The organism is Pseudomonas sp. LJDD11 (assembly GCF_024584215.1).
Lineage (GTDB): Bacteria > Pseudomonadota > Gammaproteobacteria > Pseudomonadales > Pseudomonadaceae > Aquipseudomonas.
On the sequence record NZ_JANJFL010000003.1, the window covers coordinates 39,585 to 61,667 of the forward strand.

General features: G+C 61.8%; 22 protein-coding genes. 6 read left to right on the plus strand and 16 right to left on the minus strand.

Annotated elements, in window-relative coordinates; all coding sequences use genetic code 11:
• Positions 1–7: 7 nt before the first annotated feature.
• Genes NRB16_RS05100 through NRB16_RS05110 form a run of 3 tightly spaced genes read left to right on the plus strand, consistent with a single transcriptional unit; the run spans position 8 to position 3,075 of the window.
• Entirely contained in the window at positions 8–529 is a 522-nt protein-coding gene (locus NRB16_RS05100; RefSeq protein WP_052483489.1) for an HNH endonuclease signature motif containing protein, read from the plus strand.
• Between the two features lie 3 nt (positions 530–532).
• Positions 533–2,539, plus strand: a complete 2,007-nt coding sequence (gene tssI, locus NRB16_RS05105) for a type VI secretion system tip protein VgrG (protein ID WP_257105608.1) — start codon at positions 533–535, stop codon at positions 2,537–2,539.
• Entirely contained in the window at positions 2,539–3,075 is a 537-nt protein-coding gene (locus NRB16_RS05110; RefSeq protein ID WP_045491469.1) for a toxin-antitoxin system YwqK family antitoxin, read from the plus strand. Before tssI ends, NRB16_RS05110 begins: the two co-directional genes overlap by 1 nt.
• A gap of 9 nt (positions 3,076–3,084) precedes the next feature.
• Here the strand turns inward: NRB16_RS05110 and NRB16_RS05115 are convergent, their stop codons facing one another.
• The 8 genes from NRB16_RS05115 to NRB16_RS05150 all read right to left on the minus strand — a co-directional run bounded on the left by NRB16_RS05115 (position 3,085) and on the right by NRB16_RS05150 (position 9,327).
• Entirely contained in the window at positions 3,085–3,477 is a 393-nt protein-coding gene (locus NRB16_RS05115) for a DUF4280 domain-containing protein (RefSeq protein ID WP_045491466.1), read from the minus strand.
• A 134-nt stretch (positions 3,478–3,611) separates the two neighbouring features.
• Positions 3,612–3,851, minus strand: coding sequence for a hypothetical protein (locus NRB16_RS05120; RefSeq protein WP_253141348.1), 240 nt, complete (start codon positions 3,849–3,851; stop codon positions 3,612–3,614).
• A 75-nt stretch (positions 3,852–3,926) separates the two neighbouring features.
• Positions 3,927–5,852 (minus strand): response regulator, encoded by a 1,926-nt coding sequence (locus NRB16_RS05125; RefSeq protein ID WP_253117189.1) that lies wholly within the window; start codon positions 5,850–5,852, stop codon positions 3,927–3,929.
• Entirely contained in the window at positions 5,842–6,702 is an 861-nt protein-coding gene (locus tag NRB16_RS05130; protein ID WP_045491458.1) for a sensor histidine kinase KdpD, read from the minus strand. The genes NRB16_RS05125 and NRB16_RS05130 overlap by 11 nt, the downstream gene beginning before the upstream one ends.
• Positions 6,695–7,711 carry an anti-sigma regulatory factor gene (locus NRB16_RS05135; protein WP_045494783.1) on the minus strand — a complete coding sequence of 339 codons (1,017 nt, stop codon included), beginning with the start codon at positions 7,709–7,711 and terminating at the stop codon, positions 6,695–6,697. Before NRB16_RS05135 ends, NRB16_RS05130 begins: the two co-directional genes overlap by 8 nt.
• Entirely contained in the window at positions 7,708–8,112 is a 405-nt protein-coding gene (locus NRB16_RS05140) for an anti-sigma regulatory factor (protein ID WP_045491455.1), read from the minus strand. Before NRB16_RS05140 ends, NRB16_RS05135 begins: the two co-directional genes overlap by 4 nt.
• The gene (locus tag NRB16_RS05145; RefSeq protein WP_045491453.1) at positions 8,109–8,471 is read right to left on the minus strand and encodes an STAS domain-containing protein; all 363 of its coding nucleotides are present in this window, start codon (positions 8,469–8,471) and stop codon (positions 8,109–8,111) included. Before NRB16_RS05145 ends, NRB16_RS05140 begins: the two co-directional genes overlap by 4 nt.
• A gap of 4 nt (positions 8,472–8,475) precedes the next feature.
• On the minus strand, positions 8,476–9,327 hold the full coding sequence (locus tag NRB16_RS05150; protein WP_045491452.1) for an STAS domain-containing protein: 852 nt from the start codon (positions 9,325–9,327) through the stop codon (positions 8,476–8,478).
• Between the two features lie 203 nt (positions 9,328–9,530).
• Here NRB16_RS05150 and NRB16_RS05155 point away from each other — a divergent pair, with 203 nt between their 5' ends.
• Positions 9,531–10,085: a hypothetical protein gene (locus tag NRB16_RS05155; protein WP_045491449.1), complete on the plus strand. Its 555-nt coding sequence runs from the start codon at positions 9,531–9,533 to the stop codon at positions 10,083–10,085.
• Between the two features lie 145 nt (positions 10,086–10,230).
• Here NRB16_RS05155 and NRB16_RS05160 read toward each other — a convergent pair whose 3' ends face one another.
• Positions 10,231–11,424, minus strand: coding sequence for an MFS transporter (locus NRB16_RS05160; RefSeq protein WP_257105609.1), 1,194 nt, complete (start codon positions 11,422–11,424; stop codon positions 10,231–10,233).
• Positions 11,425–11,696: 272 nt separating this feature from the next.
• Between NRB16_RS05160 and NRB16_RS05165 the strand changes: the two genes are divergently transcribed.
• Positions 11,697–13,400 carry an amidase gene (locus NRB16_RS05165; protein ID WP_045491444.1) on the plus strand — a complete coding sequence of 568 codons (1,704 nt, stop codon included), beginning with the start codon at positions 11,697–11,699 and terminating at the stop codon, positions 13,398–13,400.
• A 15-nt stretch (positions 13,401–13,415) separates the two neighbouring features.
• Here the strand turns inward: NRB16_RS05165 and aldA are convergent, their stop codons facing one another.
• From aldA to NRB16_RS05185, 4 genes are read right to left on the minus strand one after another with little or no spacing between them, the layout of a single operon-like run.
• Positions 13,416–14,849 (minus strand): aldehyde dehydrogenase, encoded by a 1,434-nt coding sequence (gene aldA / locus NRB16_RS05170; protein ID WP_045491442.1) that lies wholly within the window; start codon positions 14,847–14,849, stop codon positions 13,416–13,418.
• A 22-nt stretch (positions 14,850–14,871) separates the two neighbouring features.
• Positions 14,872–15,672 carry an HpcH/HpaI aldolase/citrate lyase family protein gene (locus tag NRB16_RS05175; protein ID WP_257105610.1) on the minus strand — a complete coding sequence of 267 codons (801 nt, stop codon included), beginning with the start codon at positions 15,670–15,672 and terminating at the stop codon, positions 14,872–14,874.
• 18 nt (positions 15,673–15,690) lie between these two features.
• Positions 15,691–16,875 (minus strand): L-rhamnonate dehydratase, encoded by a 1,185-nt coding sequence (rhmD, locus tag NRB16_RS05180; RefSeq protein WP_045491435.1) that lies wholly within the window; start codon positions 16,873–16,875, stop codon positions 15,691–15,693.
• Positions 16,876–16,921: 46 nt separating this feature from the next.
• Entirely contained in the window at positions 16,922–18,220 is a 1,299-nt protein-coding gene (locus NRB16_RS05185) for an MFS transporter (protein WP_257105611.1), read from the minus strand.
• A gap of 159 nt (positions 18,221–18,379) precedes the next feature.
• Here NRB16_RS05185 and NRB16_RS05190 point away from each other — a divergent pair, with 159 nt between their 5' ends.
• Positions 18,380–19,324 (plus strand): LysR family transcriptional regulator, encoded by a 945-nt coding sequence (locus NRB16_RS05190; protein WP_045491429.1) that lies wholly within the window; start codon positions 18,380–18,382, stop codon positions 19,322–19,324.
• Here NRB16_RS05190 and lldD read toward each other — a convergent pair.
• The 3 genes from lldD to NRB16_RS05205 all read right to left on the minus strand — a co-directional run bounded on the left by lldD (position 19,307) and on the right by NRB16_RS05205 (position 21,981).
• The gene (lldD, locus tag NRB16_RS05195) at positions 19,307–20,443 is read right to left on the minus strand and encodes an FMN-dependent L-lactate dehydrogenase LldD (RefSeq protein WP_045491426.1); all 1,137 of its coding nucleotides are present in this window, start codon (positions 20,441–20,443) and stop codon (positions 19,307–19,309) included. The genes NRB16_RS05190 and lldD overlap by 18 nt on opposite strands.
• A gap of 153 nt (positions 20,444–20,596) precedes the next feature.
• Complete coding sequence (locus NRB16_RS05200; RefSeq protein WP_045491423.1) at positions 20,597–20,944, minus strand: hypothetical protein; 348 nt, start codon at positions 20,942–20,944, stop codon at positions 20,597–20,599.
• Positions 20,945–21,081: 137 nt separating this feature from the next.
• Positions 21,082–21,981, minus strand: a complete 900-nt coding sequence (locus NRB16_RS05205; protein WP_045491420.1) for a LysR family transcriptional regulator — start codon at positions 21,979–21,981, stop codon at positions 21,082–21,084.
• Positions 21,982–22,083: the final 102 nt, after the last annotated feature.

Here is a 22,083-nt window from a genome sequence, read left to right on the forward strand (position 1 = left end):
GCAAGACATGTTGCTGATTGTAGGACCCATGGGTGGTCTAGGCTGGGATAACACGCAGACTGTAGCCCGGCATAACTGGGAATTCGTCAGGAAACGTATCGGCCGCGACGGTGACAATACCCCGACCAAGCTGTTCGACTCGCCATTCAACTGGGATACGTTCAAATGTGCGGGCCGCTGTGGCGGGCGCATCTTGCCGATCGATATCGCCGATGTGGATCATATGCAGGCGAAATCGACATTTACCTGGAACGTTGTCAAGCAGACGACCATGATGACAGTCGCGGCCTTCACCCCCCAGAACAACGGCAACCATTGGATCATTGCCGAGAGCGGATCGATTCCGGTGCGCTACACCAACACGGGTGAATCGGATCACTTGCAATATGAGGTCGGGGTGAACAACACACTGACCGTCAGACTGGGCAACCGGCTGGTCTCCTGGAGTATCCAGGACGTCCTGGCCAACAACATCGACAACTTGCAACTGCTTTGCCCTCCCTGCAACCGCTCTAAGGGCGCCAAGTAAACGATGCCGCGTCCTGTAGATTCCAATAGCACCCTGGCGCTCAGCGGTTCGACACTGTCAGCTTTGTATCCTGAGTCACTCAGCGGCCAGGAGTCGCTCGGGGTTGCGGGCGTGTACCAGTTGTACGGCTTGAGTGACAGTGCCGTGAACATGGCCTCAGCCATCGCGACCCACGTCACCGTCACCCTGCACAACGACGCCAACCAGCGTCCACTTGACGCGCTGGTGGCCGAAATCCGTCAGTTACCGGGTGATGCCACTGCCGATCACTACCAACTGCTGTTGCGCCCCTGGCTGTGGTGGCTGACCCTGGCGCGCAATAACCGGGTGTTCCAGAATCTCAGTACCTCAGACATCGTCACCACAATTTTCAAGGCCCATGGCTTTACCGATTTCAAGCTGTCGCTGACCGGCAGCTACAGCCCGCGTGAGTATTGCGTGCAGTACGCTGAAAGCGACTTTGCCTTTGTGTCGCGGCTGCTGGAGGAGGAAGGCATTTTCTGGTTCTTCACCCATGCAGAGGGGGCGCATACGCTGGTGCTGGCCGACAGCAACGATGCCTTCGTGCAGATTCCCAACGGCCCCACGGTGGCGTATCTGGGCCAGGGCATGGGCGGGCGTGAGCTGCATGGGGTGCGTTCCGGGGAGCTGGTGGTGCAGGCGGTGTCCGGGGTGTATTCGGCGACCGATTATGAATTCACCACGCCGACGACCTCGTTATACAGCCAGGCGCAGGCCAGTGCAGGGCCTCTGACCGTATACGATCACCCTGGCGGCTACGTGGCCAAGGCGCGTGGCGATGCATTGACCAAGCAACGGGTCGACGCCTTGCGCAGCCAGCAAAAGCGTTTCGTGGGTGACAGCGATTGTCGCTGGCTGGTGCCGGGGCACTGGTTCACGCTGAGCGGTCATGACGACGCCGAGGCCAATATCGATTGGGTCGTGACCTCGGTGTCTCATCAAGTCAGTCACGAAAGTTACCGCAATCGTTTTGAGGCCATCCCCAAAAGCGTCAATTATCGCCCGCTCAAGACCACGCCCAAGCCGACCATGCACACTCAGGTTGCCAAAGTGGTGGGCAAGGCTGGCGAAGAAATCTGGACCGACGAATACGGGCGGATCAAGGTTCAGTTCCCCTGGGACCGCGATGGCAAGAATGATGAAAGCAGTTCCTGCTGGGTGCGGGTCGCGCAAGGCTGGACCGGCAAAGGCTTTGGCATGCAGTTTATTCCGCGTATCGGCCAGGAGGTGGTGGTGACCTTCATTGACGGTGATCCGGACCGGCCGCTGGTCACCGGCTGCATCTACAACGGCGACAACTCGTTGCCTTACAGCTTGCCCGCCAATCAGACCCAATCGGGGATCAAGACCCAGTCGTCAAAGGGCGGCGGAGGTTTCAACGAACTGCGTTTTGAAGACAAGAAGGACAGCGAACAAGTGTTTCTGCAAGCGCAGAAAGACCTGACCTTCAATGTGCTCAACGACACCACCGCTACCGTGGGGCATGACGAAACCCTGACTGTCCAGAACGCCCGGACCCGTACGGTCAAAGAAGGCAATGAAACCGTTACCCTGGAGAAGGGCGACCGCAGTGTCACCCTGCAAGCTGGCAGCGACACCCTGGACATCCACACCGACCGTACCCTGAAGGTCGGCGGCAACCAGACCCTGACCACCAACGGCAACTATAGCCACACCGTCAAGGGCGATTACTCGCTGACGGTCAGCGGCGACCTGACCATCAAGGTCACTGGCAAGCTGACACTGCAGAGCACCGGTGACTACCTTGCCAAAAGCAGCGCCAGTGTCACCACCCAGGCCGGAACATCCCTGACCAACCAGGCGGGTACGGCGTTGACCAACAAGGCGGGGACTTCGCTGGATAACAAGGCCGGTACCACTTTGACCAACGATGCGGGGGTCAGCCTGACCAACAAGGGTGGTGCCGAACAGACGGTCGATGGTGGCGCGATGCTGACGATCAAGGGCGGTCTGGTGAAGGTCAACTGATGAGTAGCGAAGACGTTGACCTGCGGCGTGGCGACAGCCGCTTGCGCGCCCGCCTGCAGGATGGGCAGTTACACGGGGCTGCGCAAATAACCGAGAACGACCGGCCACAGGCGGCACTGAGCTACCGCAACGGGCTGCTGGAAGGGCCGATGGTCATCTACCACAGCAATGCAGTGGTCAGTGCCCGGCTCAACTATCGCCAGGACAAGCTGCATGGCCTTGCGCAGTATTACAGCGCCCAAGGCCCATTGATTCGTCAGGCTCACTATCAGGCCGGGCTGCTGCATGGCGTTGCCGACACCTATTTCGAGGATGGCACCCTGGCGGCCCGGGACCACTACCGGCTGGGTCAGTTGCATGGTCAGAGCCAGCGTTTTCACGCCAATGGTCAATTAGCGGCGCGCCTGGAGTATCAGCGAGGCAAGCTGCTGGAACGTGCCAGCGAGTACAGTAGCGATGGCAGGCCGCTTGATCTGGAAGGCAAACCGCTGTCGCGCTGGAAGGCCTGGTGGCTGAAGTGGCGTGAAGCGCCCTGACAGGTGCCCTCAAGGAATCAGCAGTTGCACCTGCCCCGGATACAGCACCTTGATTGCGCCGCCCCAGTTGCACATCAATGTGCAGTTGGCGTCCAGCGCCGGCATCGAACCTAACAGCATGGTCGGCGCACCGGGTATCCAGGGTGAAGCGGTGGCCGGGATGCAGGGCATCGGGGTCAATACCCCCAGTGCCGCTGCGGTGGCGGCTGCGACCATTGGGTTGGCCATGCTCATGCACATGCCGAATGGCAGAATGTTGAGCAGCGGAATGTGATCCATGATGTTCGCAGCCGGCATGCCGGCAGTCAGCATACGGTTGGCAGGCAGTACGTTGAGCATCGAAGGCGCGACACCAAAGCTGCATTTGAGCGTGGCACCGGCGCAGACATGCGGGCATCCCATGATGAGCATCCCAGGCAAGAGTCAGACTGACCCTGTCATTCTATGCTGCGCAGAGCGCCGGATGCCATGGTCAAGTGCCGCTTGCAGGGCAGGTCTCGCGGTTCAATCCTTCACGGCTGAAGCCGTTCCTACAGTCAGGCTCGGCCATCGGCAACGTCGCGCTCGATCTTGTCGACTTGACGCTTCAGCTCTTCGGCTTCCTGCTCTTTGGTGCGGATCGTCGTCGGGGTCAGCACTTCATCCACCGCTCGGGTTTTGCCAGACGGATCCTCAAGGTCGCGGCGTACCACATCCACCGGTTTGCCTTGGGCATCCACGGCGCGGCCTGCGGTGTCTGCACCTGCATTACGTTCGAGTTTGCTGTTGTCGTTCATGGTAATACCTCCCGTGCATGTAAGAATGTTGAGAGTTCTCATGCACAGGAGTTCGACTTTTTTTCACCCGCGCGCTTACTGGGCACCGGTCAGCGTGCGCCGTACCTTCTCCAGCAGCTCATGAATCTGGAATGGCTTGAGCAGGATGTCCATGCTGTCGTCGAGAAACAGCTGACGGTTGATGACGCCTGCCGCGTAGCCGGTCATCAACAGAACCGGCAGCGTCGGGTGCTGAATACGGGCTTGTCGCGCCAGTTCCCGGCCATCCATGTACGGCAGGCCAATGTCGGTCAGCAGCAAGTCGAAGCGTGCGCCTTCCTGCAGGTGCATTTGCGCGGTTTCAACATCACTGCACTGAGTGCAACGATAGCCTGCATCTTCCAGAACCTCGGTCACGAACATGCGCACCGAAGCAATGTCCTCGACCAGCAGTACGTGCTCGCCTGCGCCCTCCAGGTCCACGGCAATGCTTGAGGCCTCGGCGCTTACCGGATCACTGCTGGCGGGCAACATGATGGTGACTTCGGTGCCGCGCCCGGCCACGCTGCGAATACTCGCGTTGCCGCCGGACTGGCGGGCAAAACCGTAAATGCTCGACAGCCCAAGGCCGGTGCCCTGACCCAGCGGCTTGGTGGTAAAGAACGGGTCGAACACCTTGTCGATCAGGGTGTGCTCGATGCCGGTGCCGTCATCGCGCACGGCCAGCGCCACATAGGCGCCGTCTGCCAGATTCGGATCGCCGCTGGAGCGCGCCATGTAGGTGGTGATCCATACGTGCCCGCCATGGGGCAGGGCATCGCGGGCATTGATCACCAGGTTGAGTACGGCGCTCTCAAGCTGGCTGGGGTCAACCATGGCGATGGCCGGGTGGCTGGTCAGCTCAAGCTTCAGCGCAATGCGCTCGCCCATGGTACGCATCAGCAGTTCTTCCAGTGAGCTGATCCGTTCGTTGACATCCACCGGCCGGGTGTCCAGCGGCTGTTTACGGGCAAACGCCAGCAAACGATGGGTCAGCGAGGAGGCGCTCATTGCGGAATTGAGTGCGGCTTCTGCGTAAAACTGAACCTTGTCCAGACGTGAGTCGTTGACCCGCTTGTGAATCAGCTCCAGGCTGGTGATGATCCCGGTCAGCAGGTTGTTGAAGTCGTGAGCGATGCCGCCGGTCAGGTTGCCCAGCGCATCCATTTTCTGCACCTGCAGCAACTGCGCTTCGGTGCGGGCCAACTGGCTGGTGGCGTCATTGAGCTGCGCAAGGTGTGAGCGTTCCCGATGGCGGTGCTCGGTGACGTCTTCGACGAACACCAGGCTCAATCCGGCAGCACGGTATGGCGACAACTGCCATTCGGTTTCGCGCAACTGGCCATGAACCCGCATGTTGAGCAGGCCTTGCCAGCGTTCGCCGGCCACCAGCCGCAAGCGCAATTCATCGAGCATCGCTTGCTGGTCGTCAGCAAAGCACTCTTCGAGTCGCTGCGCATTGCGGTTGTCTTCAATCAACTGGGTGAAGGCGCGGTTGCACTCGTGCACCTTGAGATCAGCGTCCAGCACGGCGATCGGTGCCGAAACATTGACGAAGATCTCGCGAAAGCGCGCCTCGCTTTCGCGCAGGGCGTTTTCCGTTTCGCGTACACGCAGCAGGGTGCGCAGGGTCGCCAGCAATACATCGGGATCCACCGGATGGATCAGGTAGGCATCCGCCCCGGCATCAAGGCCGGTGATGATATCGCCGGTCTGAATCGAGGCCGCCGACACGTGGATGACTGGCAGCAGTGCCGTGAGCGGGTCGGCACGCAAGCGGCGAACAATATCGAAGCCGCTCATGTCTGGCAGGTTGACGTCAAGAATCAGCGCGTCAGGCAGTTCACTGGCAATCAGTGCGAGCCCTTCGCCGCCGGTGCCGGCTTCATGCACTTGATAGCCGTGACGCTCCAGGCGGCGGCGCAGGGCATAGCGCGTGGCCTCATTATCGTCGACGACCAACAGGCGGATATCAGTTTTCATCGACAGACTCCGCAGCCACTGCCAGCGGAATGACAACGAAGAAACTTGAACCCACCCCTGGCGTGCTTTGCACGCCCACCCGACCGCCCAGCAGCGCGGCAAAGCGTTTGCACAGCGACAGACCGAGGCCGGTGCCGCGCAGGCGTTTCTGCAGCGGTGAGTCGACCTGGGAAAAATCCTCGAACAGCGTGTCATGCAACTGCGGGTCGATGCCGATTCCGGTGTCGGTCACCGCGAAGCGAATGTGGCTATCGCCCTCAAGCTTCGCAGAAACCCGCACTTCACCCTGAGCGGTGAACTTCAATGAGTTGGAAATGAAGTTGCGCAGGATCTGCGCGAGTTTCTTGTCATCGGTGAACAGGCGCGGCAAACCTACCGGTTCATCGAAAATCAGGTCGACCTGGCCGCGGTCCACGATAGGCCGGAACATGCCGCGCAGGGCTGCGAACAGATCGAACATGTCGAACCAGGCCGGTGAGATGCTGATGCGTCCGGCCTCGATCTTGGCAAGGTCAAGCAGGTCATCGACCATGTCGCTCAGCTCACGCGTGGCAGTGCTGACAAATGCCACCTGCTTGTGTTGCTCAGGGCTCAGCGGGCCGTCCAGTTCGTCGCTGAGCAGGCTGGTAATGCTCAGGATCGAGCCCAGCGGGGTGCGGAACTCATGGCTCATGTACGACAGAAAGCGGCTTTTCAGGTCCGAGGTCTGGCGCAGTTGTTCGGCCTGGGTGTCGAGCTCGGCGTACAGGGCCAGTACCCCTTGATTGGTTTCTTCAAGCTCGGCGCGCAGTGCTTCATTTTCGCTTTGCAGGCGGGCGAGCAGCGACGCCTGTTCGATGAGGTCACTCATGGCGGTTCTCCAGTGCCACGACCAGCACCGTGACATCGTCGCGGCCACGGCAGAAGTCACGGTACAGAACCGTCGCGATCACGGCAGGGTGGCGATAAACCAGACCGGGGTAGTGCTGAAGATTCCAGCGTGACTGCAAGCCGTCGCTATGCATGATCAAAAGATGTCCCTGTACGTGAGGGTAGTCGAACGCTTTTGCCTTGCGGTACTGCGCGCCAACGATACCGGGATGCGAGGCCAGCCCTCGTGAGCGCTCGGCAGTGACCAGGCTGGCGCTGATATTGCCGATGCCGGTGAAACTCAGGTGACCGCCCTGATCCCCTGCCCGGTACTGGGCAAAGCCAGCAGCGCCGCCGCGAGTGCCGAGCATGGCTTGATGCAAGTCGTCCATCAGTATGGCAGGCGCGCTGCAACTCGCCCGCGCAAAGGCCGCCTCGCCGGCGCGAGCGGCCTGTTCGGCCTCCACGCCATGCCCCAGGCCATCGATGACCAGCGCATTGAAACCTTGTGGGTGCAACACCAGATGCCAGCTATCGCCGCAGGCTGGATCGTTGTGCAATGAGTGCTGGCTCACGCCCAGCGCCAGGTCTGGCGTACTGTCGCCGCGCGGGTAGAAGCGGGCCAGCACCACCGAACCGCGCGGGTCGGCCTGCACGTCGAAGACGTCGGCCATACGACTGATTGCGCCGAGGCCGATGCCCTGGGTGCCGCCAGTGGAAAAGCCGTCGGTCAGAGCGGTCTGCACATCGAAGCCCGGGCCACGATCCACGGCCAGAATTTCGATCCCGCAACTCTGCGCTCGCGGCAGGACACGCAGATGAAGCTCACCATGCCCGGCGTGCTTGAGCAGGTTGCTGGCCAGCTCGGTCGTGACCAGGGCAACCCGACCGGCATCGGTTTCATCGAACCCGTGCTGCTGAGCGAGCTTTTGTGTGGTGCGCCGGGCGTGCCCCACCTGACTCTGGTCTTCGATCGGCAACACCTCGGTGAGGCTGCCGCTGATATTCATGTCCATCGGGTGATCGTGACTCGCGTTCCCTGGCCGGCGGCCGTGTCCAGTTCAAATTCGTCGACCAGTCGACGGGCGCCGGTCAAGCCCAGGCCCAGCCCGTTGCCGGAGGTCCAGCCGTCGGTGAGCGCCAGTTTGGTGTCGGGGATGCCGGGGCCTTGATCACGGAAGGTCAGGCGCAGACCGACCCGGGTGTTTTCTTCGAGAATTTGCCAGTCCATGTCACCGCCGCCGCCATACACCACGGTATTGCGCGCCAGTTCACTGACGGCTGTGACCATCTTGGTCAGGTCGACCAGACGCATGCCGCACTCGGTGGCCAGCTTGCGGGCGGTTTGCCGGGCCAACACCACATCCTGCTCGATGGTGATCGGTTGGGTGCCGCTGCTGCGCAGGATCATCGGCGCGTCACTCGTTCACGCAGCAACTGCATCCCGCGCTCGACATTGAGCGCGGTGCTGACGCCGGGCAGGGTCATGCCCAGCTCGACCAGGGTAATGGCCACCGCCGGCTGCATGCCGACCAGCATGGTTTCAGCATCCATGATGCGCGACAGGCCGGAAATGGTGCCGATCATCCGGCCGATGAACGAATCGACCATGTCCAGCGCCGAGATATCGATAAGCACGCCACGGGCCGAGGTCTTGCTGATCAGCTCGGCCAGGTCGTTCTGCAGGGTCAGGGCGAGCTGGTCGTGCATGTCGACCTGAATGGTGACCAGCAAAAACTCACCCATGCGCAGGATCGGAATTCTGTCCATGGTTTCAGACCGCTTTTTCGACAGAAACACCCAGGCGGGTCAAGGCCAGTTTCAGGGCGTCGGACAGGTTGGCTTTGGTCACCACGCCTTGCAGGTCCAGGCCCAGATGGACGATGGTCTGGGCGATCTGCGGCCGTACGCCACTGATGATGCAGTCGGCGCCCATCAGGCGGATGGCGGTGACGGTCTTGAGCAGGTGCTGGGCCACCAGGGTATCGACGGTTGGCACGCCGGTAATATCGATGATGGCGATTTCCGAACCGGTGTCGACGATGCGCTGCAGCAGCGACTCCATGACCATCTGGGTGCGTTGCGAATCCAGGGTGCCGATCATTGGCAAGGCCAACACGCCATCCCAGAGCTTGACCACCGGGGTGGACAGTTCCAGCAGTTCTTCCTGCTGACGCTTGATCACCGCCTCACGGGACTTTTGGAAGGTGGCAATGGTGTGCATGCCCAACGCATCGAGCAGTTCGGAGACCTCCCAGAGCTGTTCGGCCAGTTGCTCCGGCTCGTTACGGTAGTGCTCTTGCAGCAAGCCAAACAACGGCCCTTTGAACGCGAAGATAAAACTGGCGGTCTGTTGCGAGTCATGGCCTAACAGGGCGCGGCTGGCCGAGAGTCTTTCCAGAAACTGGCGGATATCGGTCCAGCCACTGATCGCAAGGGAGGAGCCATTACCGTTTTCCAGGCCCGCGCTCAGCAGATTGATAAATTCAGACGTCTGTTGCTGCAAGTCGTGTTCTTTGAGATTGCGTGTTGCGCCACTGGCTTGCAGGCCTTTGATCCAGTTATCCAGAAGCTGCGTCTTTTTGTTACGGATCGCCTCGATGGTGCCGATCTGCAGTACCGCCATGTGCCATGCTCCTGAGTATTAAATACACCGGCTTCCCATAGATGACCGGTGTGCGTTGACAGACACTAACTGTCAGAAATAGTTGGGAATAATTTCATTATTTGCACAGGAAATATAGAACCCCCTGATTGGCGTCAAGGAACCGCCACCATGCCGCCCGGTCTGCATGTCACCGCCCACATTAAAGCAGAGAGAAACAGCGCATGAACGAGGATGAACAATACATCGCCGACAGCATCCATCTGTGGGTGTGGTCCGGGTATTACACGGCCGAAGAAATGCACGAGATGGTCGACGATATTCTTGAAGATGGCTGTGATGAGGCAATGCTCAAGGCGTTGATCGAACCTGAACTGCAACGCAAGCGCGAAGCGCAGCACAGCTGGGCGCAGCAGACCGATTGCGACCGGCTAGACGCGGTGTTCTATCAGTTACACGAAGAGGGCATCTGCGCCTTGGGCAATGCCGGCTACACCATGTCTGACGGATTCACGGAAGTGGCCGAAGCCATCCACCAGGCACCTGACGGGCATTATCACGGTTATTGCTTCTATCACGGTCAGGACGTGGAACGGTCGATTCAGGAAGGCGGCCTGATGCTCGCCTTCGGCGCGCTGAACGACGACCCGGACATCGCCATGAGCGTTGCCCGGCGTCTTGTCCAGGCGCTGGAGGCGGCCGGGTTTGCGGTGCAATGGGATGGCACCCGGAAGCAGCGGATCGATGTGGCCGGCTTTCACTGGCAGCGACGCAGTTAAGGCATCGCCCGCCAGTGTGTGCATTATTCGCCCGCCTGGCCTGTGACAGCCATTTGCTGGCCTTGATAGCAGCGGTCAGCGCTTGGACCAATTCCTCACCGCTGGCTGAGCCGTGCGGCCAAGAGCAGCCCGGCAAGCCGGCCAATCAGGCGTGAGCAACGACCTTGGTCTGCCTGATCAGATACGCCAGCCACAGACACAGGGCGAAGGCCAGCAACGCCAATGCGTTGAGCAGGTGCAGCATCGCGTTGCTGCCAAAGGAGGAAATCACGTAGCCGCAGGCCAGTGGCGCTGCCGCCTGGGCCAGTAGCGCGGGGCGGGCCATGCGCCCGGACACCACCGCGTAATGGGCTGGGTTGACCACCACCATCGGCAGGGTGCTTTTGACCATTGCGCGCAAGCCATTGCCTACGCCATAGCAAAGCAGACCCAGCACCACCAGGTCCGGGGAAAAGTCCACCAGCAACAGACCCAGAGCGGTCATGCCGCTGGACAGCAGGGCGGTGAACAGCGGCGCCTGGCGCTTGGCCAACAGATCCACTACCCGGCACAGCACCTGGGCCGGACCAATCATCGCTCCCAGCGCGATCGCCGAGGCCAGGCTGTGGCCGCGATCCTGCAGCACAGTGATCAGCACGATCGAGACGCAGGTCATCAGCGCTGCGGCGATGGCAAACAGCAGGGTCATTGCCCAGTACAGCGAGGGCGCCAGTGATTGATCGTTACCTTGCGCAGCTTTCGTCGCGCTAATCGTCGGGGTATGGCGCTCCAGTGCATAGCGATACAGCGGAAACAGCGTGCACAGCGCGACTACGCCCAATACCCCGCAGGTCATGCGCCAGCCCATGCTGTGTTCCATTATCGCCAGCAGTGGCCAGATAACCGTGGTGCAGAACCCGGAAATCAGCGTGATGCCGACAATCACCGGGCGCGCCTTCATGCCGTAAAGTGCCCCCAATGCCGTGAACAGCGCGTCGTACAGTCCGGTGGCCATCGCTGCGCCAAGCACCACCCAGGCCAGCAGGAACACCGGCAGCGAAGGGGCCAGCGCCATCATGACCAGACCCGCCGCAAGAATCAGGCTGTGGGCACTGAGCACCTGCCGGCCGCCGACTTTGGCGATCATCCGCCCGCACCACGGCGACAGCAGCGCTGCGACCAGCAAGCCCAGCGAGGCCGCGCCCAGTACCCATTGATGCGACCAGCCGGTGTCGGCGGCAATCGGCGTGGCCAGCACCCCCAGCAGATAGAACGAGCCGCCCCAGGAGAGGATCTGCAGCAGGCCGAGCAGGATTATTTTCGCGTAGCTGGGCGGCGGTACGGCGGTAACGGTATTCAAACGGGGTCCTTGGGAAAGCAACAGGGTGCGTCGGCGGTGCCGGGAGGGCCACAGCTTAGCGGCTCAAGGCCGGGTGTTACAGCCTGAAATCATTGAGCGGTTGCAGCAAGACAATAAGCCAATGTCTGAGCCTTCGGGCAATCAGTCAGTGCAGCCACGCCTATTGACGCCTGCGCCGCACACACCACACTCTGCCGTGCCCGCCGCCCGTTGAATACGGCTGCTGTATGATGGCGGGCTGCGTCTTGATCCGAATCAGAGTGAACACGTCCATGATCGAAGTCACCGAAGTCTCCATCGCCGAGTTGCGCCAGGCCCTGCAAAGCGGGCAAACCACCGCCGTTGAGCTGGTCCAGGCCTACCTGGCGCGCATCGATGCCTATGACGTCGCAGGCACGGCCACCGCGCTCAATGCCGTGGTGGTGCGTAACCCCGATGCGCTCGAAGAGGCCCGTGCCAGCGATGCCCGGCGTGCCCGTGGCCAGACCCTCGGACCGCTCGATGGCATTCCCTATACCGCCAAAGACAGTTATCTGGTCAAAGGCCTGACCGCCGCGTCGGGCAGCCCGGCATTCAAGGATCTGGTTGCTCAAAAGGATGCCTTCACCGTCGAGCGCCTGCGTGCCGGTGGCGCGATCTGCCTGGGCAAGACCAACATGCCGCCGATGGCCAATGGTGGTATGCAACGCGGCGTGTATGGCCGCGCTGAAAGCCCCTATAACGCCGACTACCTGACTGCCCCCTTTGCCTCGGGCTCGTCCAACGGTGCCGGCACCGCCACGGCGGCGAGCTTCGCGGCATTCGGCCTGGCTGAGGAGACCTGGTCCAGCGGTCGTGGCCCTGCGTCCAATAATGGCCTGTGCGCCTATACGCCGTCACGCGGGGTGATTTCGGTACGCGGTAACTGGCCGTTGACGCCGACCATGGATGTGGTGGTGCCCTACGCCCGGACCATGGCCGACTTGCTTGAAGTGCTCGATGTGGTGGTCGCCGACGACCCCGACAACCGTGGCGACTTGTGGCGGCTGCAGCCCTGGGTGCCGATTCCCAAGGCTTCCAGCGTGCGCCCGGCGTCTTATCTTGACCTGCAGGCGGCGCCCGCTGCACTGGCCGGCAAGCGCTTTGGCGTGCCGAAAATGTTCATCAACCAGGACCCGCAGATGGGCAGCAGTGAAGCACCGGGCATTGGCGGGCCAACCGGCCAGCAGATTCATACCCGTGCCAGCGTGATCGAGCTCTGGCAGCAGGCGCGCCGGGCACTTGAGGCGGCCGGGGCCGAGGTGGTCGAGACCGATTTTCCGCTGGTGTCCAATTGCGAAGGCGACCGTCCGGGTGCACCGACGGTGTTCAATCGCGGTCTGGTCAGCAAGGAGTTCCTGCACGATGAGTTGTGGGAGCTGTCAGGCTGGGCGTTCGATGACTTTTTGCGTGCCAATGGCGATCCGCAACTCAACCAACTGGCCGATGTCGACGGCCCGCAGATATTCCCCCATGACCCCGGCACTTTGCCTAACCGTGAGGATGAACTGGCCGCCGGCATGGACGAATACGTGAACATGGCCAAGCGCGGCATCACGCCCTGGGACCGGATCGCCACGCTGCCTGACGGCTTGCGCGGTCTGGAGCAGACGCGGCGTATCGATCTGGAACAATGGATGCAGCACCAGGGCCTGGACGCCGTACTGTTCCCGACCGTGGCCGATGTGGCGCCGGCCGATGCCGACATCAACCCGGCGTCCAACGACATAGCCTGGAGCAACGGCATCTGGGTGGCCAACGGCAACCTCGCCATCCGCCACCTGGGCGTGCCTACCGTCACCGTGCCGATGGGCGTGATGGCCGACATTGGCATGCCGGTGGGCCTGACCTTCGCCGGCCGGGCCTATGACGACAACAACCTGCTGCGCCTGGCGGCGGCCTTCGAAGCCACCGGCAAGCGCCGCCAGATCCCGCCACGCACCCCGCCCCTAGGGTAGAAAACGCCGGAAATCCTACGCCTGCAAGTAAACGACGTGAGTATGGGTGTACTCGTACAACCCATGCTTGCCGTCGGCGCCGCCGATCCCGGATTTGCGCACGCCGGCATGGAAGCCTTGCATCGCCTCGAAGTTCTCGCGGTTGATGTAGGTTTCGCCGAAATCGATCTCACGCATGGCGTACATCGCCTTGTTCAAATCCTGGGTATACAGCGATGAGGTCAGGCCGTATTCGCAGTCATTGGCCAGGGCAATGGCTTCATCCAGGTCGTCGACGATCTGGATCGGCAGCACCGGACCAAAGATTTCCTTGCGCATGATTTCCATGTCCGCGCTGCAACCGGCCAGCACGGTGGGTTGGTAATGGTAACCCTGGCCGAGATCGGCAATGCTCCCGCCGGTAATCAACTGGGCGCCTTGAGACTGGGCCGTGCGGACCTTGGCGGCCACGCTGTCGAGTCCCTGGCGGTTGATCAGCGGCCCCATTTCCACGTCCCTGTCGGCCAGCGGATCGCCGTAGCGAGTGGCGGCCATGGCAGCGCTGATCTGCTCGATGAATCGGTCGGCCACCGGGCGCTCCACGTAAACCCGTTCGGCGCAGTTGCAGACCTGGCCGCTGTTGATGATCCGCGAATCGCGAATCGCCTTGACCGCCAGTTCCAGGTTGGCGTCGGCCAGCACAATCGCCGGGGCTTTGCCGCCCAGTTCCAGATTGAGCTTGGTGATATTACCGGCTGCGGCAGCCATGATCCGCGAGCCGGTCTCGACGCTGCCGGTGAAGCTGATCATGTCGACATTGGTATGCGCACTCAGCGCCGCACCGACTTGACCCGCCCCGCAGACCACGTTGAACACGCCTGGCGGCAGGTCGGTTTCAGCCACCAGCCTGGCGAATTCAAAGCAGTTGTTCGGGGTTTCTTCGCTGGGCTTGATCACGATGGTGTTGCCGGTCAACAGCGCCGGGGCCATCTTGCGGGCGATCAGGAAGAACGGGAAGTTCCACGGCAAAATGCCGGCCACCACCCCCAGAGGTTTGCGAAACACAAAAATGTTCTCGCCGGGACGGTCGCTGGTGATGATTTCGCCTTCAATGCGCCGCGCCCATTCGGCCATGTAGTCCAGATAGTCAGCGGTAAAGTTGACCTCCACTTCGGCCAGCGCACTGATCTTGCCTTGCTCCAGGGTAATGGTACGCGCCAGATGCGCCACGTTCTCGCGGATCCGGCTGGCGATCTTGCGCAAGTAGCCGGCGCGTTCATTGGCGGTGCGTCGCGCCCAGCCTTTTTGCGCGGCGCGGGCCGCAGCGAGCGCCGCTTCGACCTGGCCGGCGTCGGCGGCCGGGACCTTGGCCAGCAACGCGCCGGTGGCGGGGTTGAAGACGTCCAGATGCTCGCCGCTGGCGATGAACTGGCCGTTGATGTAGTTCTCATAGACAGGCAGGGAAGTCATGAGCAAATCCTTTGGCGTGAGTTCAATAGGTCTTTGAGGACGTGTGTGGCTCGGCGCTCTGGCGATAGCGCGCCAGGTTGGCCAGTGCGGCCTGGCGCATCAGGCTGATGTCGATGCCCACGGCAATGAACTGGCAGCCCCAGTCCTGATAGCGTCGGGCGTCTTGTTCAGCCGGGGCCAGGATGCCGCTGAGCTTGCCGGCCGCCCGGGTGGCGTCGATGGCCGAGCGGATTTTTTCCTGCACCTCAGGGTGCGAAGGATTGCCGACATGGCCCAGCCCGGTCGACAGGTCAGCCGGGCCGATGAACACCGCGTCCACCCCGTCGACCGCTGCAATGGCGGCGGCGTTTTCGATGCCGGCGCGCGATTCGACCTGCACGATCAGGCACAACTGCTGGTGCGCGGTATTGATGTAATCCGGCACCGCATCCCAACGGGTGGCGCGGGTCAGGCCGCCACCCACGCCGCGAATACCATGCGGCGGGTAACGGGTAGCCTGCACCAGGGCACGGGCCTGCTCGGCGCTTTCGACCATGGGAATCATCAGGGTCTGCACGCCGATATCAAGCAACTGCTTGATCAGCACCGGGTCATGGCTCACGGCCCGCACCACCGGTGCGCTTGAGTAGGGCGCAACGGCCTGCAACTGGGCGAGGATTGAAGGCACGGTGTTAGGCGCATGTTCGCCGTCGATCAGCATCCAGTCATAACCGAAACCGGCGGTGATTTCGGCGGCATAGCCGCTGGCAAACCCGGCCCAGATGCCGTACTGCGGAGCGCCGCTGGCCAAAGCAGCCTTGAAGCGGTTGATAGGCATGTTCATGAAGGGTTCCTCGCAGAGTCAGTGCTGATAGGGCCGGTGCAACTGGCACTCGGGGTTCAGTTCGACGCCAAACCCCGGCTTGTCCAGTCTCGACAGGCGCATGCGGCCGTTCTCCGGCACCGGTTCACCGAGCAGTTGCGGGTGGAACATCGGCACCACCTGGTCAGCCTTGGGCGCCATCATCAGAAACTCGGCGAACGGGCTGTTGGTGCGGGTGGCGACAAAGTGGTAGCTGTACACCGAAGAGCCGTGGGGTACGACCATTGCGTTATGCGCATCGGCCAGCGCAGAGATCTTGATCAGCTCGGTGATGCCGCCACACCAGCCGACATCGGGCTGGATGATGTCGCAGCAGCCCATCTCCAGCAGCATCCGAAAGCCCCAGCGGGTCGCTTCGTGTTCACCGGTGGTTACCAGCATGCCGGTGGGGACGTTCTTGCGTAGCGCGGCGTAACCCCAGTAGTCATCCGGCGACAGCGCCTCTTCGATCCACTTCAGGCCGAACTCCTGAGCACCGTGGGCCAGCCGCGTGGCGTAGTTGAGGTCCAGGCTCATCCAGCAATCGAGCATCAGCCAGAAGTCCTTGCCGACCCGCTCGCGCATCACCGCCAGCTCTTCGAGGTTTTTGCGCAGGCCCTGTTCGCCTTCGGCCGGGCCGTGATGCAATGGCAGCTTGCCGCCGATAAAACCCATCTGCTGCGCCAGGTCCGGGCGCGCGCCGGTGGCGTAGAACTGCAGTTCGTCACGCACCGCGCCCCCCAGCAACTGGTGGACCGGCTCCTGACGGACCTTGCCAAGCAAGTCCCACAGCGCCAGGTCAATTCCGGAAATGGTATTGATCACCAGGCCTTTACGGCCGTAGTACTGCGACGACAGATACATCTGGTCCCAGATGCGCTCGATATCGGTAACCCTGGCACCCTCGACGAAGCGCGCCAGGTGTTTTTCGACGATGTAGGCCGCCGGTTCGCCGCCGGTGGTCACCGCAAAGCCGACATTGCCGTCGCTGTCCTCGACCTCGACCACCAGCGTGCCCAGCACGTTGATGCCGAAGCTGCGCCGGCTCTGGCGATACTCGGGGTACTTGCTCATGGGCGTGGCGATATGATCGTCGATCCAGTGCCCGTCGCCCTGGTCGTGATAGTCGGCGCCGCCGCCGCGCAGCACATAGGCGCGCACGTGTTTGATGACAGGAATGGCCATGGATAATGCCTCTTGGTCAGTACAAAAAGAGTCGTTATTGAAAAAATCAGTGTTGAAAGCTCGCTTGCTTGTGCGGCTGCGCACTGCCAGGTGAGCGAATGCCCAGGATCAGCGCCGCAGCGATCAGGGTGGTCACCGAGAGCACGTAAAGGCCGGCCGCCGGTGACTGGAACAGGGTCTCGGCCTGGTTTTTGATGATCGGTGCGATAAAACCGCCCAGCGCGCCGAACGAGTTGATCAGGGCGATGGCGCCGGCTGCGGCGGAGCCGGCCAGGAAGCTGCCAGGAAAGGTCCAGAACACCGGCTGCACGGCAATGAACCCCGACGCTGCAAAACACAGGGCCAGGATGCCCAGTACCGGGCTGGAGACGCTGACCGAGGCGGCAATGCCCAGACCAGAAATCACCAGCGTCAGGGCCGCCACTGAGCGGCGCTGGCCGCTGCGGTCGGCAATACCGGGTACTTTCCAGGCCGCGAGCAGGGCGCACAGCCACGGGATCGCGCTGACGATGCCGACCATCAGCCCGACTTTAGTGCCCAGCAGCCCGGCCACCTGGCTGGGCAGGTAGAACACCACGCCGTAGACGCTGGCCTGGATCAGCAGGTAGATCAGGCACAGGTACAGGACCGCCGGCTGGCAAAGGATTTTGAGCAGGCTGCCGTGGCTTTGTTTATCGCGATCCTCGGCATCGAGCACATTCTGCAGTTGGGTGCGCTCCTCAGCCGTCAGCCACTTGGCATCGGCAGGGCGGTTATCCAGGTAAAAGTAGGCCCAGATGCCCACGGCACTGGCCAGCAGACCTTCTACCGCGAACAGCCACTGCCAGCCACGGCCGCCGAGTACACCATCGAGTTCCAGTAACAAGCCCGACAGCGGGCTGCCGAAAATGAACGCCAGCGGCGCGCCAAAGTAGAAGAAACCCATGGCCTTGCCGCGCACCGCACTGGGGAACCAGTAGGTGAGGTACAGAATTACCCCGGGAAAGAACCCGGCCTCGGCCACCCCCAGCAGAAAACGCAGCACATAGAAAGTCATTTCATCGTGGGCAAACATCATGGCCGCTGACACCAGCCCCCAGGTGACCATGATCCGGCACATCCACAGCCGGGCACCGACCCGGTGCATGATCAGGTTGCTGGGCACTTCCAGTAGCGCGTAGCCGACGAAGAACACCCCGGCACCGAAGGCAAAGGCCGCGTCACTGATACCGGTATCGGCCTGGAACGTCTGCTTGGCAAAGCCCACGTTGGCGCGGTCGAGAAACGCCATGATGTACATCAACAGCAGAAATGGCAGCAGGCGCCAAGAGACCTTGGCCACCACAGAGGCAGGGAGAGTGTTCACGTCAGTTTCCTTTTTGGAGTTATCGAACTGAGCAACAACCGGGTGTTTTGTTGTGGCACTGACTCTACTGCGCCCTTATGATGCCTGACTAATCGAAATTAGCTGTTGGCTGATACTTTAAGGGTATCGGTCTAAAGGGCAGCTTCAGAAGGTCATGCGATGAACGAACACCACCTGTTTGGCCGCCTGCGCTACAAGCATCTGCAGATGCTGGTGATGCTGGGCGCCAGCCGTAACCTGCACCGCGCCTCGGTCAGCATGAACATGTCGCAGCCTGCTGCCAGCCGCATGCTGCAGGAAATTGAAGACCTGTTTGGCTGCGAACTGTTCGAGCGTCTGCCACGCGGCATGCAACCTACGGCGTTGGGCCGCGAGCTGCTGCGCTTTGCCGAGGCAGCGTTGAGCGGCCTTGAGCGCTGCGCTGCGGACCTGACGGCTCGGCAACAGGGCGGTTACGGCTATTTGTCGATTGGCACCATCATGGGCGCCGCGCCGGACCTGGTGATGCAGGCGGTGGCGCAGATCAAGGCGCTCAACCCACAGTTGCGGCTGCGGATCATGGGCGATACCAGTGATCAGGTCGTGCAATTGCTGGAGCAGGGCCGGGTGGATATCGCCGTGACCCGGCGCAATATTGACAATGATCGCGAGCAATACCAATTCGAGGCGCTGGGTAACGAAGAACTGATTGCCGTGGTGCACAGCGGCCACCCGTTGGCCGACCGCGAAACCCTGCAATGGGACGAACTGGTCAGGGACTGGCCGTGGATCCTCCAGCCGCAATCAAGCCCTGCGCGTATCGCCTTCGATCAGGCGTTGCTGCGCCAGCAACTGCCGATGCCGGCAGACATCATCGAGTGCAGCTCGGTGTACTCCATGCAGCAACTGGTGCAGTTGACCGACGCGGTCATGGTGCTGTCCGAATCAGCGATGCGCGACTACCTGAAAATGGGCCTGGTCAAGGCCCTGCCGCTGACCATCGACGCGCAGATGGCGCCGTTCGGCCTGCTGCGCCGCAAGGGCGAGCCGGTCAGTCGCGAGTTGCAGTTGTTCATCGACTTGCTGCGTGAACGCCGTGAGCCGGTCTCAGGCGCAAACCAGTGATTCACGGCCGATCTCGCTGATCGAGCGGGCACCGGTCAGTACCATGGCCACCCGCATTTCTTTCTCGATCAGTTCCAGCAGGTGCGTCACGCCCTGGCCACCGGCGGCAGCCAGGGCATAGATAAACGCGCGACCGAGCATCACGCTGTCAGCGCCCAGGGCAATCATGCGCACCACATCCAGACCATTGCGGATGCCCGAGTCCGCGAGGATCGCTAACTGGCCTTTGACCGCATCGGCGATGGCTGGCAGGGCCCGCGCGGTCGACAGCACGCCATCAAGCTGCCGACCGCCATGGTTGGAGACCACGATGCCGTCGGCACCAAAGCTCACCGCATCGCGGGCATCCTCGGCATCGAGAATGCCCTTGATGATCATCGGCCCTTGCCAGAATTCGCGGATCCACTCCAGGTCTTTCCAGGAAATCGACGGGTCGAAATTGGCGCCCAGCCAACCGATATAGTCGGCCAGCCCGGTCGGGTGGCCGCGATAGGCCGAGATATTGCCCAGGTCGTGCGGCTTGCCATTGAGTCCGACATCCCAGGCCCAGGCCGGATGGGTAAAGGCTTGCAGCATGCGCCTGAAAGCAGCGTTCGGGCCGCTCATGCCAGAATGCGCATCCCGGTAGCGGGCGCCAGGCACGGGCATGTCCACGGTGAATACCAGGGTGGTGACGCCCGCCGCTTTGGCGCGCTCCAGGGCGTTTTTCATGAAGCCGCGGTCTTTGAGCACATACAACTGGAACCACATGGGGCGGTTGATCGCCGGAGCGACTTCTTCAATCGGGCAGACTGAAACTGTCGAGAGGGTAAAGGGAATGCCCTTGGCATCCGCCGCCTGCGCGGCCTGGACTTCACCCCGGCGCGCATACATGCCGGTCAGCCCGACCGGGGCCAGCACCACCGGCAGGGCCAGTTGTTCACCGAGCAGGGAGGTTTTCAGGCTCAGATCCGACATGTTGCGCAATACCCGCTGGCGCAGGGCAATCTCGGCCAGGTCACTGACGTTGCGCCGCAGCGTATGCTCGGCGTAGGCGCCACCGTCGATGTAATGGAACAGAAAGGGCGGCAGGCGGCGCTGGGCTACAGCGCGATAGTCGGTGCAGGCCGAAATGATCATCTGGGGGCATTCTCTGGGGTCATTAACTGCTTCACTTGGCCCAGTCTAGCGGCAACGACCCATGTCGGACCAATCCGGCTTTTTGAGGCGGCGATACCTTTTGGTTATGCCACTGCCCGGCAATCACCGCAGGTGAATGCCGGGCCGCAAGGCTCAGGGTTTTGCCGGGGGCTGATCGCGAGCTTCCTGGCCACGGTCTTGTTCGCGGAGGATTTTCTGCCGTGCATCACGGTCTTTGCTCTCTTGCTCGTCAATGTCCGGGCTGATCCGGGTCGGTGGCCGTACGCTGCTGCCTGAAGCGTCCATGCCGTTGCCCATCACCGGATCGGTGGGCAGCGAACTGCCTGGCGGCAAGGCGCTGCCCGCCGGTGCGGTTTCGGTGTGGGGAATCGACGATGACTGACCGTCGCCTGGGGACGCAGGTGATGCAGCAAGGGCCGGCACGCTCAGCATGCAGGCCAGCCCGGCAATTGCGAACAGGTTGCTCAGTGAAGTTTTCATGAGACACCTCTTGTTATCAAAAAACAGGGTTAGCAAAAGCAAGGGGTGATCGAAAGCGCGCAGCGCTCAATCTTCGCCCATTACAGGTACGGCACGTGAACGCCGGGAGAAGTTTGTCGGGCGCGACGAACGGCCACTCAGTCGCTGAACAACTCGAACATCAAATCCCGAAACCACTGGTTGGCCGGCTCTTTGTGAAAGCGTGCATGCCAGAACAGGTTGATGGTGATTTCCGGCAGCGGCACCGGCAATGGCAGCGCAACCAGGCCGAACGGTTGCAGGCAGGTCGAGGCAAAGCGCTCCGGTACGGTGGCGACCAGGTCACTGCGCTGGAGGATATGCCCGACGGCCACAAAGTGCGGCACTTCCAGGCGGATATCACGCTGCAGGCCGGCGCGGCGCAGATACTGTTCGACTTCACCGTGGCCGGTGCTGGCGGCGGCCACGTGGACGTGACTCTGCCGGGCAAATGCTTGCGCGGTCATCGCTTGCCCGGCCAGCGGGTGGTCGTGACGGCACAGCACCACATAGCGATGCACAAACAGCCTTCGCTGGTAAAAGCCGCTCTGCAGGTTGGGTTGCAGACCCACAGCCAGATCGATCGCGCCGCTGGCCAGTGCTTCGGACAGCTGAGCGTCGCTGCGCACGGTCGTCACCGACAGCCCCGGCGCACGTTGCAGCAGGGTGTCGATCAACTGCGGCATGAAGTAGATCTCACCAATATCGGTCATCGCCAGGGTAAAGCGCCGCCGGCTGCTGGCCGGGTCGAACGCCGCAGGTCGTTGCAGCGCCTGGTGGAGCAGGGCGATGGCCTGGGCCACGGGTTGTGCCAGCTGTTCGGCGTAGGGCGTGGGTTGCATGCTGCGTCCGCTGCGCACGAACAGCTCGTCGTTCAAGGTGCTGCGCAAGCGTTTCAGAGCGTTACTCATTGCCGGCTGGGTCAGCCCGAGATTGTCGGCGGCACTGGACACCTGACGGTCGATGAGTAGCTGGTGCAGCACCAGCAGCAGGTTCAGATCAAGGTCGCGCAGGTTCATGGGGGCTCCGTCGCCGTGGATGAAGCGCTATTCACAGTGGTGATAGATCCTATGCGATCTGCGTTATTTATCAATACAACCGTGCGCCGCAAGATACAGACA

Coding starts and splice junctions, on each gene's coding strand:
- NRB16_RS05100 (WP_052483489.1), top strand. CDS start 8: ATGTTGCTGATTGTAGGACCCATGGGTGGTCTAGGCTGGGATAACACG.
- tssI (WP_257105608.1), top strand. CDS start 533: ATGCCGCGTCCTGTAGATTCCAATAGCACCCTGGCGCTCAGCGGTTCG.
- NRB16_RS05110 (WP_045491469.1), top strand. CDS start 2,539: ATGAGTAGCGAAGACGTTGACCTGCGGCGTGGCGACAGCCGCTTGCGC.
- NRB16_RS05115 (WP_045491466.1), bottom strand. CDS start 3,477: ATGGGATGCCCGCATGTCTGCGCCGGTGCCACGCTCAAATGCAGCTTT.
- NRB16_RS05120 (WP_253141348.1), bottom strand. CDS start 3,851: ATGAACGACAACAGCAAACTCGAACGTAATGCAGGTGCAGACACCGCA.
- NRB16_RS05125 (WP_253117189.1), bottom strand. CDS start 5,852: ATGAAAACTGATATCCGCCTGTTGGTCGTCGACGATAATGAGGCCACG.
- NRB16_RS05130 (WP_045491458.1), bottom strand. CDS start 6,702: ATGAGTGACCTCATCGAACAGGCGTCGCTGCTCGCCCGCCTGCAAAGC.
- NRB16_RS05135 (WP_045494783.1), bottom strand. CDS start 7,711: ATGAATATCAGCGGCAGCCTCACCGAGGTGTTGCCGATCGAAGACCAG.
- NRB16_RS05140 (WP_045491455.1), bottom strand. CDS start 8,112: ATGATCCTGCGCAGCAGCGGCACCCAACCGATCACCATCGAGCAGGAT.
- NRB16_RS05145 (WP_045491453.1), bottom strand. CDS start 8,471: ATGGACAGAATTCCGATCCTGCGCATGGGTGAGTTTTTGCTGGTCACC.
- NRB16_RS05150 (WP_045491452.1), bottom strand. CDS start 9,327: ATGGCGGTACTGCAGATCGGCACCATCGAGGCGATCCGTAACAAAAAG.
- NRB16_RS05155 (WP_045491449.1), top strand. CDS start 9,531: ATGAACGAGGATGAACAATACATCGCCGACAGCATCCATCTGTGGGTG.
- NRB16_RS05165 (WP_045491444.1), top strand. CDS start 11,697: ATGATCGAAGTCACCGAAGTCTCCATCGCCGAGTTGCGCCAGGCCCTG.
- aldA (WP_045491442.1), bottom strand. CDS start 14,849: ATGACTTCCCTGCCTGTCTATGAGAACTACATCAACGGCCAGTTCATC.
- NRB16_RS05175 (WP_257105610.1), bottom strand. CDS start 15,672: ATGAACATGCCTATCAACCGCTTCAAGGCTGCTTTGGCCAGCGGCGCT.
- rhmD (WP_045491435.1), bottom strand. CDS start 16,875: ATGGCCATTCCTGTCATCAAACACGTGCGCGCCTATGTGCTGCGCGGC.
- NRB16_RS05190 (WP_045491429.1), top strand. CDS start 18,380: ATGAACGAACACCACCTGTTTGGCCGCCTGCGCTACAAGCATCTGCAG.
- lldD (WP_045491426.1), bottom strand. CDS start 20,443: ATGATCATTTCGGCCTGCACCGACTATCGCGCTGTAGCCCAGCGCCGC.
- NRB16_RS05200 (WP_045491423.1), bottom strand. CDS start 20,944: ATGAAAACTTCACTGAGCAACCTGTTCGCAATTGCCGGGCTGGCCTGC.
- NRB16_RS05205 (WP_045491420.1), bottom strand. CDS start 21,981: ATGAACCTGCGCGACCTTGATCTGAACCTGCTGCTGGTGCTGCACCAG.